General features: G+C 27.4%; 13 protein-coding genes and 1 riboswitch. All 13 genes read left to right on the top strand.

From position 1 onward, the window contains the following. Positions 1–10 precede the first annotated feature (10 nt). The 13 genes from IPP08_00275 (at position 11) to IPP08_00215 (ending at position 13,956) form a co-directional block, all read left to right on the top strand. Positions 11–1,222: a DUF3999 domain-containing protein gene (locus IPP08_00275; protein ID QQS66650.1), complete on the top strand. Its 1,212-nt coding sequence runs from the start codon at positions 11–13 to the stop codon at positions 1,220–1,222. A 650-nt stretch (positions 1,223–1,872) separates the two neighbouring features. Continuing rightward, positions 1,873–2,205 carry a winged helix-turn-helix transcriptional regulator gene (locus IPP08_00270; GenBank protein QQS66649.1) on the top strand — a complete coding sequence of 111 codons (333 nt, stop codon included), beginning with the start codon at positions 1,873–1,875 and terminating at the stop codon, positions 2,203–2,205. A gap of 16 nt (positions 2,206–2,221) precedes the next feature. After that, positions 2,222–2,692 (top strand): hypothetical protein, encoded by a 471-nt coding sequence (locus tag IPP08_00265; protein ID QQS66648.1) that lies wholly within the window; start codon positions 2,222–2,224, stop codon positions 2,690–2,692. Between the two features lie 133 nt (positions 2,693–2,825). After that, positions 2,826–3,245, top strand: a complete 420-nt coding sequence (locus tag IPP08_00260; GenBank protein ID QQS66647.1) for an arsenate reductase ArsC — start codon at positions 2,826–2,828, stop codon at positions 3,243–3,245. A 707-nt stretch (positions 3,246–3,952) separates the two neighbouring features. Beyond that, a complete protein-coding gene (locus IPP08_00255) occupies positions 3,953–4,654 on the top strand; it encodes an SDR family oxidoreductase (protein ID QQS66646.1) in 702 nt (233 codons plus the stop codon). A 41-nt stretch (positions 4,655–4,695) separates the two neighbouring features. Beyond that, the gene (locus tag IPP08_00250; protein QQS66645.1) at positions 4,696–6,156 is read left to right on the top strand and encodes an SDR family oxidoreductase; all 1,461 of its coding nucleotides are present in this window, start codon (positions 4,696–4,698) and stop codon (positions 6,154–6,156) included. A 371-nt stretch (positions 6,157–6,527) separates the two neighbouring features. Then, positions 6,528–8,600, top strand: a complete 2,073-nt coding sequence (locus IPP08_00245) for a tetratricopeptide repeat protein (protein ID QQS66644.1) — start codon at positions 6,528–6,530, stop codon at positions 8,598–8,600. A gap of 310 nt (positions 8,601–8,910) precedes the next feature. Next, complete coding sequence (locus IPP08_00240; protein QQS66643.1) at positions 8,911–9,144, top strand: DUF2867 domain-containing protein; 234 nt, start codon at positions 8,911–8,913, stop codon at positions 9,142–9,144. Positions 9,145–9,486: 342 nt separating this feature from the next. Beyond that, positions 9,487–10,446, top strand: a complete 960-nt coding sequence (locus IPP08_00235; protein ID QQS66642.1) for a tetratricopeptide repeat protein — start codon at positions 9,487–9,489, stop codon at positions 10,444–10,446. A 194-nt stretch (positions 10,447–10,640) separates the two neighbouring features. Continuing rightward, complete coding sequence (locus IPP08_00230) at positions 10,641–11,558, top strand: adenylate/guanylate cyclase domain-containing protein (GenBank protein ID QQS66641.1); 918 nt, start codon at positions 10,641–10,643, stop codon at positions 11,556–11,558. A 209-nt stretch (positions 11,559–11,767) separates the two neighbouring features. Then, the gene (locus tag IPP08_00225; GenBank protein ID QQS67799.1) at positions 11,768–12,604 is read left to right on the top strand and encodes a DUF4268 domain-containing protein; all 837 of its coding nucleotides are present in this window, start codon (positions 11,768–11,770) and stop codon (positions 12,602–12,604) included. 89 nt (positions 12,605–12,693) lie between these two features. After that, the gene (locus IPP08_00220) at positions 12,694–13,296 is read left to right on the top strand and encodes a hypothetical protein (GenBank protein ID QQS66640.1); all 603 of its coding nucleotides are present in this window, start codon (positions 12,694–12,696) and stop codon (positions 13,294–13,296) included. A 282-nt stretch (positions 13,297–13,578) separates the two neighbouring features. Continuing rightward, complete coding sequence (locus tag IPP08_00215) at positions 13,579–13,956, top strand: VOC family protein (GenBank protein ID QQS66639.1); 378 nt, start codon at positions 13,579–13,581, stop codon at positions 13,954–13,956. A gap of 468 nt (positions 13,957–14,424) precedes the next feature. Further along, positions 14,425–14,535, top strand: a riboswitch (SAM riboswitch). The last annotated feature ends 15 nt before the right edge of the window (positions 14,536–14,550 follow it).

Raw genomic sequence — 14,550 nt, 5'->3', positions numbered from 1 at the left:
AATTATATTTTTGATTAACATTTCAAATAATATAGCTCAAACTAAAGGATACAATTTTAGACGTGAAGTAACTGGAATTACTGATACTTGGCATAAAATTATTATCTCAGATGACATGTATTCTAAAATTTCATCTGATTTTTCTGATTTAAGAATAATTGGTTTTTCTGCTAATGGAGATACAATAGAAGCCCCGTATTTATTAACTAAAAACGCTGAAGGTTCAGTTTCTAAAAGCCTACCATTTAAGATAATTAATGAATCTCATAATGATAAAGGATATTGTTATACTTTCTCATTTATCACTGAAACTGAAATAAATTGTATAAATCTCCATTTCGATGAAAGTAATTTTGATAGACTTTTGTCACTTGAAGGCAGCCAAAATCAACAACAATGGTTTAGCATATTAGATAGTTATAGAATTGTTTCAATAAAAAATTCTATGACAGATTATTCATTTACAACATTACATTTTCCTGATTCAAAGTACAAATTTTTTAAGTTAACTATTCCATCAAAGACCAAGCCAATTTTAACATCTGCAGATATCACAATTGAACAGAAGCAAATTCATAATTACAGATTGTACCCTAACATTAAAACTATAACAAGTAATGATTTAAGTAAAAAGAATACTACTGTTGATATACAGTTAGCTAATAAAGTTTCTATTGCCTTTATAAAAATTAACGTAAATAATAAATTTGATTTCTATAGGAATATTACTATTGATTATCTTTCTGATAGCACCAAACTTGAAAAAGGTTGGATAAAAAATTATACGGTTCTTCATAATGGAGTTTTAAGTTCTATTGATACAAATGGATTTTTGATTGGAGATGTTGTAACAGATAACTTAAGATTAACAATTGAGAATGGAAACAATGAACCACTATCAATATCTGGATCAATTGTAAAGGGGCACACCTATGAACTTCAAGTTAGGATAACTAAACCAGGTAATTATTTCTTGTATTATGGTAATAATAATGCTCCTGAATCAAATTATGATATTCAAAACTTTCAAGATAAAATTCCAAGTCTTCTTAAAGAATTATCTTTAGGTAATGAAGAAAATACCTCTAATTTCTCAGAGAGTAAGATAGAACCATTGTTTAAAAATAAAATTTGGTTATGGGTAATAATGGGAACTGTTATGTTAATTATTGGTGGATTTTCTGTAAAAATGTTAACGAGTTCCGAAAAAGTGAATAAATAAATGAATTTGAAAAATTTATCTAAATTGTTTTTTATCTTAATGCAAAACTAAATACCCTTTATGAGTTGATGATAAAATTGTAACCAAGTTGGTTTCGACAAGCTCAACCAACTAGCTTCTTCATTATCATATTAATGATTCCTTCTTGCTCATACTAATGCTTTTTTTGCTATTTCAACTGTTTCGGTGATTGAACTTCTCTTAATCACAGCATATTCTATTTCACCTGTTCCAGCTATTTCGGTGATTGAGCTTGTCGAAATCACCGAAACAAAGGCAAACTCCTAAAGCTACCCAAAAAACAATTTTCCATAAAGTCCTAAATAGGTTTTGATTTCTTTATTTAATTACAACAATTAGAATAATTCAGTTGGATTTATAAAGTCTTTTAATATTATTTTCTAATAGAAATAAAGGAATATATGTTTACAATTTTCTACTCAAATGAAAACATTAAATTGATATTTTACTGGAAATATATTTATATCTATAGCACAAAATAAGTTGAAGTAAATATAATCATTTAAGTTATCACACAGTTAAAACACTTTATAAATACAAAATCATAAATAACACTAAACTATTTTAGGAATAAGTTGTTTATTTTAAATCTTTATCGTATTATTGCAATGATATAATTAAAAAAGATAATGGGAGCTACCAAAACAGAGAACTTTACAGTTAGACAAAATAAGCTGGCGATACTAGCGAAAGCATTAGGCCACCCTGCAAGAATTGCAATAATGGATTATTTATTGAAAGTGAATACTTGCATTTGTAGTGACATTGTATATGAATTGCCTTTGGCTCAGCCAACAATTTCTCAACATCTAAAAGAGCTCAAAAATGCAGGATTTATAAAAGGTAATGTTGAAGGAAATTCAATTTGTTATTGCATAGACGAAACTGCATTAGATATTTTAAAAAATTATTTCACAAAAATTTCGACCAAAATTGAAAAGAAAAAATCAAATTGTTGTTAACTCTAATTATATAAACATGAAAATATCAGAAATCAAAAAACATCTTGAGACTTTAGATACAGTTAACTTCCAACTTCCTGCTGGAGACTATGTTCCAGAGCATTTTCATGTAACAGAAGTTGGGCTAATCACTAAACATTTCATAGATTGTGGCGGAACTGAACGTTTGGAAAAAGTTGCAAACTTTCAACTTTGGAATGCAAGCGATACTGACCATAGGCTAAAACCTAAGAAGCTATTAAACATTATTTCTTTGTCTGAACAGAAATTAGGAATTGGAGATATTGAAATTGAAGTTGAATACCAATCAGAAACAATTGGGAAATACAATTTAGCTTTTAAAAACAATAATTTTGTGTTAGTTGCAAAACAAACCGACTGTTTGGCTAAGGACAATTGTGGTGTTACACCTGCTAAGGAGAAAATTATTTTTTCAAAGTTAGAAAATGAAACTTCTTGTTGTACTCCAGGAGGTGGTTGTTGTTAATTTAAAACAATTCTAATAATTTAAAACTTTTAACCCATTATGGTATAGGTTTCAATTTTTTTGATAAATATATTTTATTAATAATTTGCTCTAAATTCTATGTAATTATCAATTTTTTCCAATTTAAAATGTAATGAAAAAGGTATTAGTTCTCTGTACTGGTAACAGCTGTAGAAGCCAAATTGCTGAAGGTTATCTAAGAAAATTTGCCGAAGGCACGGCTGAAATTTTTAGTGCAGGTATTGAAACTCATGGAGTAAATCCAAAAGCCATTGCTACAATGAAAGAAGATGGAATTGACATTTCTAATCAAACATCTAACAATTTTGATGAATATAATAATATTGATTTTGACTTTGTAATAACTGTATGTGACAACGCAAAAGAACACTGCCCTTTCTTCCCTTCAAATGCTAAAAAATTTCATTACAACTTTCCAGATCCTGCCAAATTTATTGGAACTGAATCAGAAATTTTAGAAGAGTTTAAGTCTGTAAGAAATTTGATTAAAGATTATACTTACAAATTTGTGTCATTCAACTTAAAAGATTGATGTTATATGGTTTGCAAAATAGGTTTTTGAGAATAAAAGTAATTATTGTTATTTTATATTTATTATTCTTTAGTGTAAAAATTTCAATTAGGTTGATTGTGGTTTAAATCCTATGAAACTTGCACATTAACAAATCTGTAGTCCACAAATATTTTGGTTAGAAATAACTAAAGAGTTACAAATTATAAAGTAAGACCAAGAGTAATTACTAATTAATTGGAACAGATCTTTATCATTGATAATATGAATGCAAAGTTTGCAAATCAAATGTCATAAAATTAAATAGTAAGTTATTTTTACAATTACAGCAAGCCTATTCTGATTCAAAACTAAATTTACAACCCTATCCAGTAATCTGATATTGATTTAATACAATCCCAATTATATACTCAGTAAATTGGTTTATTAAACCACCAATAGGTTTGAACTCAACTAATTCTGCTACATCTACGACTTTATCAATTATATCAACAAGGAATTTTGTGATTCATTATTTTTTTGACAGATTTTGAGATTGGATGCTTTGGTAATATAATTGAAAATTATGAACAAAAAAATAAATTGTAATCATTATGAGTATGTATTTCTTACTCAATGACACATCCAATTTTTTTGCTTTAATAGAAGTAAAGTTATAACTAGTTTTATAACTTAAACTATGAGAATTTAGTCATAGCTATATTATGAACTAATAATATTATAAACAATTGAAAAATATAATAATTGTTGGTGCTGGAAAAGGTATCGGACTGAAAACAGCACAACTGTTAAATAATGGGAATAATCTGGTAACAATTTCTCGAAATTCTACTGTTGAATTAGAAGATTTGAATACTCATTTTTATAAGTTGGATATTACCAAGGATAGTTTAGATATACTAATTGACTTGCCAGAACAAATAGATGCCTTGATTTATTGTCCTGGTTCAATAAATCTAAAGCCCTTTAATAGGCTAAGCATACAGGATTTTCTAAAAGACTTCAACCAAAATGTACTTGGTGCTGTTTCAATAATACAAAAAGCATTACCAAATTTAAAAAAAGCAAATGGAGCAAGTATTGTTTTATTCAGCTCAGTAGCAGCTAAAATTGGATTACCCTATCATTCATCAATATCTACTTCTAAAGCTGCAATAGAGGGGTTAGCATTAAGTCTAGCAGCCGAATTAGCTTCATTTAAGATTAGAGTAAATGTTATTGCACCATCCTTGATTGATACACCTTTAACAAGTTCTCTTTTAAATACAATTGAAAAAAGAGAAGCCTCTAGCAAACGTCACCCATTGCAACGAATTGGAACTGCACAAGAAATTGCTCATTTAGTTTCTTTTCTAATAAATGATAATAGTAGTTGGATTACTGGACAAATTATTGGGGCAGACGGAGGAATGGGGAGTTTGAAAATTTAAAGTTATTTCTAAAATTCTCACTATAACATATTTATATTTTAATGAAAATACTTTTAACAGGTGCAAATGGTTATATAGGCAAAAGATTGTTGCCAATGTTATTAAATCAAGGTCATGAAGTAATTTGTTGTGTCAGAGATAAAAATCGATTTCATAATTCTGAGGTTTTTAAAAATGATAATATATCGATTATAGAATTAGATTTTTTAAAAGAAAATGTATTTAATCCATGTCTTTTGGATATTGATGTTGTATATTATCTTATTCATTCAATGAGTGATAATAGTACAACCTTTGATAAGTTAGAAGATGTTTCGGCTCATAATTTTGTGAATTTTATAAAACAAACTCAAGCAAAACAAATTATTTATTTAGGTGGTATTACAAATGAAAAGATACTTTCCAAGCATTTAGCTTCAAGGAAAAATGTATTAGAAATTTTACAATCATCAAATATCCCAGTTACTTCATTAAATGCAGGAATTATTGTAGGTTCTGGAAGTTCTTCATTCGAAATTATCCGAGATTTAGTAGAAAAACTGCCAATTATGATTACCCCTAAATGGCTTAATACAAAAATTCAACCTATTGCAATTAAAAACGTACTGGAATACTTGACAGGTGTTTTATTGAAACAAGAAACCTTAAACAAATCTTATGATATTGGTGGTCCAGATGTTTTAACTTACAAACAGATGTTATTGCAATTTGCAGAAGTTCGTGGATTAAAAAGATATATTTTAACTATACCAGTTATGACTCCACGTATTTCATCCTATTGGCTTTACTTTGTTACTAGCATTTCTTATAAACTTGCTGTTAATTTAGTAAACAGTATGAAAGTAGAAGTTGTAGCAAATAAAAATAATTTAAATGAACTACTTAATATTCACCCAATTACATATTTAGATTCAGTTAAAAGGGCTTTTGATAAAATTGAGCAAAATAATGTCGTCTCAAGTTGGAAAGATTCACTTGCATCCAGCACTGTTGATTCAACCCTATTAACTCACATTAACGTCCCTTCACATGGATGCTTTATTGATGAAAGAACCAAAATTATTTTAAATGATGTGAATGATGTTGTTAACAATATTTGGGCTATCGGTGGAGAACGTGGTTGGTATTATGCCAATTGGCTATGGATGGTTAGAGGGTTTATTGATAAACTTTTTGGTGGTGTTGGCTTAAGACGAGGAAGAACAAGTGAAACTGAAATTCATACTGGTGATACCCTAGATTTTTGGCGTGTTTTAGTTGCTGATAAAAGTAACAAAAGATTGCTTCTATATGCTGAAATGAAATTACCCGGAGAAGCATGGTTAGAGTTTCTTATTGTGAATAAAGATAATAAATCTTACTTACAACAAAAAGCTACATTCAGACCTAAAGGGCTTTTAGGAAGAATGTATTGGTATTGTGTACTACCCTTACATTATTTTATTTTTAACGGTTTGGCAACTAATATCATAAATTTTAAAAATAATAGAAAGAGTTTTTAGTAATATGGGAACTTAGTTGCATTTATTAAATATGTATTATTTAAACCTTTAAAAATTAAAGAAAAATTTTTATTTTAAACTTTGAGATAAAAAGAATAATTTACAATCTAAAGTTATCTGTAATCTAATTTAAGTTAAATATGATTGAAAAATTAATTATTCTAAACATGCTTTAATTTATTTAAAAATAAATTTTAAATATACAATTTTAATTAAATTATGTTAACTTTCATTTGATATTCTATTCTTCTAATCTCTATATTTATTTAAGAATAAAATACTTTGAGATTAATTTCCATTATTTTTTTAACTTGAAAACTCATAAAATAAACTAGTAATTATTCAGTGAAATTTAATAATTAATTCAATCAATGAAAATATTCACAATATTATTTAGTCTATTCTTAATTGTTGGGTTTTCATTTAATATTTATGCCCAAAAATCTGGTAAACCTCTCATTGATTCCCTTCAAGTGGAGTTAAATAATTACAATAAGAAGAACTCTGATTCGCATAAAACTGGCTTTGATAAAAGAGATACAATAAAGGTTAGAATTTTGAACAGATTAAGTTGGGAAATTACTGAAAATGGTGAATATTCAAAAGCAAAGGTATATGCTGATGATGCTTTTTATATTTCTAAGGTAATTGGTTTTAAAGAAGGTTTAGGTACATATTTCAATCTTCTTGGAAATATTTATAGCTTACAAGGAAATTATAAAAGTAGTTTAGAATCTTATTTTAATTCATTACAAATAAGAAAAAATCTTGGAGATAAAAGAGGAATTGCTGGTGTCATCAACAATATTGGAACTGTGTATTATAGGCAAGGCAATTACCCAGAAGCTATAAATAACTATTTTGATGCTATAAAATTAAATGAAGAAATAGGTAATAAAGAATGGCAAGTGATTAATTACCAAAACATCGCTGAAATTTACGAATTTCTAATGAACTACAAAGATGCTATTAAAAATTTCTTTATTAGTCTTAAAATTAGCAAAGAAATAGGAGATCAGTTTTCAATTATTAGAGCTTATAGTAACTTGGGACTTGTTTATTCGAAGCAACAAAATTTTAACCAGGCACTTAAAATTTGTGATTCTGCTTTACAAATTAGTAAAAAAATCAAAGACAAAGAATTTATATCATATTCATTACAAAGTATCGGTCTTGTTTATGAAAAACAAGGTAATTACTCTGAAAGCATAAATTATTATTATTCAGCTTTAGAAAATAGTAAAGAGATAGATAATAAAAATTTAATTACAATGAATTATATCAACATTGGGAATGTATTTAATTCATTAAAAAAATATCCGGAAGCCCTAAAAAATTATTTAGCTGCTTTAAAGATTTTAAAAGTAGATAATGAAAATTCTGAAAATTCTAAATGCAACATTAAGATTGGGTCTTTATTTACTAAACTTCATAATTTTTCAGAAGCAAAAAAATACTTAAATGAGGCTCTATCACTTTCATTGAAATCTGGAAACAAAGAAAATATTAAATCTAGTTATCTCTCTTTGTCAGAATTAGACAGTGCTTCCAACAATTGGAAAGATGCTTTCATGCGCCGCAAACTTTTTAATCTTTACAATGATAGTTTGTTAAATGTTGAGAACTCAAAAAAAATTGTTCAAAATCAAATGCAATCTGAGTTCGATAAAAAAGAATTAACAACAAAAGCAGAACAGGATAAAAAAGACATTGTTCAAAGAAATATTCGAAACACTATTGTTGGTGGGCTACTTGTGGCTTTGATTTTTTTAGGAGTTGTTTTCCGTCAACGTAATAAAGTTAAAGATGAAAAAGCAAAAGTTGTTATTGAGAAAGAACTTAATGAACAATTATTGCTTAATATACTTCCTGAAGAAGTAGCTAATGAATTGAAACTTACAGGTAATTCTATTGCCAAACAATATAATAACTCTACTGTTCTCTTTACTGATTTTGTCAACTTTACTGGAATCAGCGAACAGCTCTCTCCTATAGATTTAGTTGCTGAAATTCACAAAAATTTTACAGCTTTTGATGCCATAATTGAAAAAAATGGTCTAGAAAAAATTAAAACTATTGGTGATGCTTATTTGGCTGTTTGTGGTCTGCCTATTGAAAACAATGATCATGCTTATAAGGTTGTTAAAGCTGCCTTTGAAATTAGAGACTTTGTTAATAGCAGTAATGGTAAGTTTCAGATTCGTATTGGTATTAATTCTGGACCTGTTGTTGCGGGTATTGTTGGGGTTAAAAAATATGCTTATGATATATGGGGAGATACTGTTAATACTGCCAGCAGAATGGAATCAAATAGTGAAGCCGGGAAAATTAATATATCTGGTAATACTTACGAATTAGTAAAGTCTGACTTCAATTGCGTTTACCGTGGTAAGATAACAGCAAAAGGTAAAGGTGAAGTTGATATGTACTTTGTTGAGTGTTAATTTTATACAATTATACTTGTTTAATTCAAAATTTTACTTTTGTGGATATATGAAAAATCTTGAGTTTGTATTGGAATAAAGATTATTTATGTTATTAACTTAAAATTGCCAAATTTCAATTTTAAAATTTAAGACAAACATTTAATTTAGTAAACAGTATGAAAGTAGAAGTTGTAGCAAATTAAAATAATTTAAATGAACTACTTAATATTCACCCAATTACATATTTAGTTTCAGTTAAAAGGGCTTTTGATAAAGGCGTGTTTTAGTTGCTGATAAAAGTAACAAAAGATTGCTTCTGTATGCTGAAATGAAATTACCCGGAGAAGCATGGTTAGAGTTTCTTATTGTGAATAAAGATAATAAATTTTACTTACAACAAAAAGCTACATTCAGACCTAAAGGGCTTTTAGGAAGAATGTATTGGTATTGTGTTCTACCCTTACATTATTTTATTTTTAACGGTTTGGCAACTAATATCATAAATTTTAAAAATAATAGAAAGAGTTTTTTAGTAATATGGGAACTTAGTTGCATTTATTAAATATGTATTATTTAAACCTTTAAAAATTAAAGAAAAATTTTTATTTTAAACTTTGAGATAAAAAGAATAATTTACAATCTTAAGTTATCTGTAATCTAATTTAAGTTAAATATGATTGAAAAATTAATTATTCTAAACAGGCTTTAAATTATTTAAAAATAAATTTTAAATATACAATTTTAATTAAATTATGTTAACTTTCATTTGATAATCTATTCTCCTAATCTCTATATTTATTTAAGAATAAAATACTTTGAGATTAATTTCCTTTATTTTTTTAACTTGAAAACTCATAAAATAAACTAGTAATTATTCAGTGAAATTTAATAATTAATTCAATCAATGAAAATATTCACAATATTATTTAGTCTATTCTTAATTGTTGGGTTTTCATTTAATATTTATGCCCAAAAATCTGGTAAACCTCTCATTGATTCCCTTCAACTGGAGTTAAATAATTACAATAAGAAGAATTCTGATTCGCATAAAACTGGCTTTGATAAAAGAGATACAATAAAGATTAGAATTTTGAACCTTTTAAGTCATGAATTTACTGAAAATGGTGAAATTTCAAAAGCAAAGGTATATGCTGATGATGCTTTTTATATTTCTAAGGTAATTGGTTTTAAAGAAGGTTTAGGTACATATTTCAATCTTCTTGGAAATATTTATGGCTTACAAGGAAATTTGAAAAGTAGTTTAGAATCTTATTTTAATTCATTACAAATAAGAAAAAATCTTGGGGATAAAAGAGGAATTGCTAGTGTCATCAACAATATTGGAACTGTGTATTATAGGCAAGGCAATTACCCAGAAGCTATAAAAAACTATTTTGATGCTATAAAATTAAATGAAGAAATAGGTAATAAAAAATGGCAAGTGATGAATTACCGAAACATCGCTGAAATTTACGAATTTCTAATGAACTACAAAGATGCTATTAAAAATTACTTAATTTGTCTTAAAATTAGCAAAGAAATAGGAGATCAGTTATCAATTATTATAGCTTATAGTAACTTGGGACTTGTTTATTCGAAGCAACAAAATTTTAACCAGGCACTTAAAATTTGTGATTCTGCTTTACAAATAAGTAAAAAAATCAAAGACAAAGAGGCTATATCATATTCATTAGGAAATATCGGTCTTGTTTATGAAAAACAAGGTAATTACTCTGAAAGCATAAATTATTATTATTCAGCTTTAGAAAATAGTAAAGAGATAGATAATAAAAATTTAATTACAATGAATTATATCAACATTGGGAATGTATTTAATTCATTAAAAAATATCCGGAAGCCCTAAAAAATTATTTAGCTGCTTTAAAGATTTTAAAAGTAGATAATGAAAATTCTGAAAATTCTAAATGCAACATTAAGATTGGGTCTTTATTTACTAAACTTCATAATTTTTCAGAAGCAAAAAAATACTTAAATGAGGCTCTATCACTTTCATTGAAATCTGGAAACAAAGAAAATATTAAATCTAGTTATCTCTCTTTGTCAGAATTAGACAGTGCTTCCAACAATTGGAAAGATGCTTTCATGCGCCGCAAACTTTTTATTCTTTACAATGATAGTTTGCTAAATGTTGAGAACTCAAAAAAAATTGTTCAAAATCAAATGCAATCTGAGTTCGATAAAAAAGAATTAACAACAAAAGCAGAACAAGATAAAAAAGACATTGTTCAAAGAAATATTCGAAACACTATTGTTGGTGGGCTACTTGTGGCTTTGATTTTTTTAGGAGTTGTTTTCCGTCAACGTAATAAAGTTAAAGATGAAAAAGCAAAAGTTGTTATTGAGAAAGAACTTAATGAACAATTATTGCTTAATATTCTTCCTGAAGAAGTAGCTAATGAATTGAAACTTACAGGTAATTCTATTGCCAAACAATATAATAACTCTACTGTTCTCTTTACTGATTTTGTCAACTTTACTGGAATCAGCGAACAGCTCTCTCCTATAGATTTAGTTGCTGAAATTCACAAAAATTTTACAGCTTTTGATGCCATAATTGAAAAAAATGGTCTAGAAAAAATTAAAACTATTGGTGATGCTTATTTGGCTGTTTGTGGTCTGCCTATTGAAAACAATGATCATGCTTATAAGGTTGTTAAAGCTGCCTTTGAAATTAGAGACTTTGTTAATAGCAGTAATGGTAAGTTTCAGATTCGTATTGGTATTAATTCTGGACCTGTTGTTGCGGGTATTGTTGGGGTTAAAAAATATGCTTATGATATATGGGGAGATACTGTTAATACTGCCAGCAGAATGGAATCAAATAGTGAAGCCGGGAAAATTAATATATCTGGTAATACTTACGAATTAGTAAAGTCTGACTTCAATTGCGTTTACCGTGGTAAGATAACAGCAAAAGGTAAAGGTGAAGTTGATATGTACTTTGTTGAGTGTTAATTTTATACAATTATACTTGTTTAATTCAAAATTTTACTTTTGTGGATATATGAAAAATCTTGAGTTTGTATTGGAATAAAGATTATTTATGTTATTAACTTAAAATTGCCAAATTTCAATTTTAAAATTTAAGACAAACATTTAATTTAGTAAACAGTATGAAAGTAGAAGTTGTAGCAAATTAAAATAATTTAAATGAACTACTTAATATTCACCCAATTACATATTTAGTTTCAGTTAAAAGGGCTTTTGTTAAAATTGAGCAAAATATTTTTGATGCTGAAAGTCCAACAAGTAAAAAACTAGAATACTTTATTTTTGAAAACACAAAAGTTGAAAAAGATACAGTTGCTCAAATGTATTTTTATGTAATTAGAAAGCTTTACAAAAAGAACTCTCAATTATTATTAAGCAATCAAGATGTTTTTAAAATAACGAGAAATGCTTCTGATTTCAGAGCATCGCAAGAAGTAATTAATGGTTGGTATATAGAATCAAATTTAGACAGCAATTCTAAATTCGCCATTTTGAAAAAATTGCTTTCATTGTTTGAAATGGAAGATGAATTATTAATCAAATATTTATCAAGTTCAGACAATGAAACAGAACCGAATCGTTTTGGAATCAGAAAAAAGTATTGGCAACAAATCTTACCTCATTTAAGTCATACTAATTTATTTACAAATGTAAACCCGACAAAAGACCATTGGTTAGGAACTGGAGCGGGCATTGGTGGTGTTTCATATACGCTTATCATAACAAAAACATACGTTAGAATTGAATTAACAATTTCTAGTTCAAGCAAGGAGAAAAATAAATTGTATTTCAAAAAACTACTGAAAAACAAAGAACCTATTGAACAAGCTTTCGGGAATACATTAGTTTGGGAAGAGTTGCCAGACAATAAAATGAGCAGAATAAAAATTGAATTGCAAGGCGTTAATTTGTTTAATGAAACATACTGGCAAAAAATGAATGACTTTTTTTTATTCTATCTTCCAAAGTTTGAAAGTGCAATACAACCGTTTATTAAAAATTTAAAATAGTGCAGTGAAATCCGTAAACTTTTTGTTACTGCCAAATAATAGTGGAAATTTTAAAGAACAGTTAATTACAAACAAATAACTTTCAACAAATGAATCTCATCAAATTAATTTCAATATTTCTTTTAACACATTCAATTTCAACATCAATTTTTGGACAAGAAAATAAACCAACAGATTATTTGGGAAATGAAAACGCAATAATATTTGACAATGTTGCTTTTAATTTATTTTGGACATCGCATCCAGCAGACAATTATTATAAGCAAGAATATTTAGAACAAGGCGACACAATTGAAAAATTCAAGAAACTTGTTTTACTTGAAACATTAACAGGAAAGATAAAACTAAAAGATGTTATTTCCAAAAAAGTCGCAGAACTAAAAAAAATTAAAAAAACTAATCCTGTTGTTAATTATGAAGCATTCGAAAAAGATGGAGAAGTTATTCTTGACTTTCTTTTAAGTGTAAATACACATGATGGAAAATATTTAAGCATAGTTGAAAGAAATGTTTATCGCTATAAATCAATTAAAGAAAAGAATGGTCTAAAATGTATTTTGCTTTTTGGTATAAGTGAAAGAGCTTATGGAAAGGACATTGATAATTTTTTGGCAAAACTGAAAGAACACAGATTTGACTTAGTAAATTTAGTTGGTCAATTTCAAATACCTGATATAACAATTAAGAAATAATACTTACATTTACAATACTTTTCTAAAAGTAGTGCTGAAGTGCAAGATTTGAAGGTTGGAATTCTAATATACATTTTGCTTTGCTTATAATTCCACATCTTCGCAATGATAGAAGCCGTTAGCAGTTATTTTAAGAAACATAGAACTTGACAAAAAAAAGATATAGAATGAACTAAACTAGAAATTTATATTCAGCAACTATGATTAGACTTTTTATATAACTTCTGGCTTTGTTTAGAGACAATTCAAAACCAAAAATTAACCAATCTTGTAAAGGACAATATGATAACGAAAACAAACCCAGTTGTTTACTTTGAAATTCCAGTTAACGACATTAACAGAGCCATAAAGTTTTATACAAAAGTATTCAACTTTGACTTTGACAAAGATAACATTGATAATAATGAAATGGCATTATTTCCATTTTCTGATGAAAACTCAGGTATTTCTGGTGCATTGGCAAAAGGTGAAATTTATAAACCTACAAAGGATGGAGTTGTAATTTACTTCAAGTCAGATAATATTGATGAAACATTGAAATTAGTAACGTCAAATGGTGGACAAATTCTTTACTCTAAAACAGATAATGGATTAGGGTTTGTAGCAGAATTTCAAGACACAGAAGGAAACAGAATTGCATTGTATCAATCGATACATTGATGACAGAAAAAATCAACCAATAACAGCGGGTTTGATTAAAACAACTAACCAGGGTTAACCACTTTAACTTACAATAAATCAACATTAACATATATGACAACAATGAAAAAATTTTATTCTTAATTTGAGCAGCAGGCAAGCAAGGTGGGGCTATTGTAAAAACTTATATTAAATGATGGTGCAAAAGTTTGAGCAATTACAAGAAAACCCCTACATTAGCCATACAGTTGCATTAAACAAAATAGGTTTAGAAGTGGTTAAAGGAAAATCTAAATGATATCAATTCTATTGATATAACAGTTTTTGAAGTATTTGCAGAGTTAAATTTTTGGGAATTTGGAACGTACAAAAGAGTCCATCATCAATGCTTTTTTAGAAACCATTTCTAAAAACTTAAAAAAATTTTCAAAAATTATTTGTTTATATAGAAATGTTCCATTATCTTCGTGGCTCGTTCTTTATAATTATATCTTATCCAGAAAGACTGAGGGAATTGACCCAATGATGTCTTGACAACCCCTACTTAATTGTAGGAAGGTGCCAAATTCAACTCAACAGAAATGTTGGGACAGATAAGTTAGAAACAAGCTATTA

The sequence above is a fragment of the Chlorobiota bacterium genome, from assembly GCA_016700335.1.
In the GTDB taxonomy this organism is placed as follows: Bacteria; Bacteroidota; Ignavibacteria; order OLB7; family OLB7.
Note: the sequence above shows the minus strand (reverse complement) of the source record. Positions and strands in the feature narration are given on the sequence as shown.

Coding starts and splice junctions, on each gene's coding strand:
- IPP08_00270 (QQS66649.1), top strand. CDS start 1,873: ATGGGAGCTACCAAAACAGAGAACTTTACAGTTAGACAAAATAAGCTG.
- IPP08_00265 (QQS66648.1), top strand. CDS start 2,222: ATGAAAATATCAGAAATCAAAAAACATCTTGAGACTTTAGATACAGTT.
- IPP08_00260 (QQS66647.1), top strand. CDS start 2,826: ATGAAAAAGGTATTAGTTCTCTGTACTGGTAACAGCTGTAGAAGCCAA.
- IPP08_00250 (QQS66645.1), top strand. CDS start 4,696: ATGAAAATACTTTTAACAGGTGCAAATGGTTATATAGGCAAAAGATTG.
- IPP08_00245 (QQS66644.1), top strand. CDS start 6,528: ATGAAAATATTCACAATATTATTTAGTCTATTCTTAATTGTTGGGTTT.
- IPP08_00240 (QQS66643.1), top strand. CDS start 8,911: ATGAAATTACCCGGAGAAGCATGGTTAGAGTTTCTTATTGTGAATAAA.
- IPP08_00235 (QQS66642.1), top strand. CDS start 9,487: ATGAAAATATTCACAATATTATTTAGTCTATTCTTAATTGTTGGGTTT.
- IPP08_00220 (QQS66640.1), top strand. CDS start 12,694: ATGAATCTCATCAAATTAATTTCAATATTTCTTTTAACACATTCAATT.
- IPP08_00215 (QQS66639.1), top strand. CDS start 13,579: ATGATAACGAAAACAAACCCAGTTGTTTACTTTGAAATTCCAGTTAAC.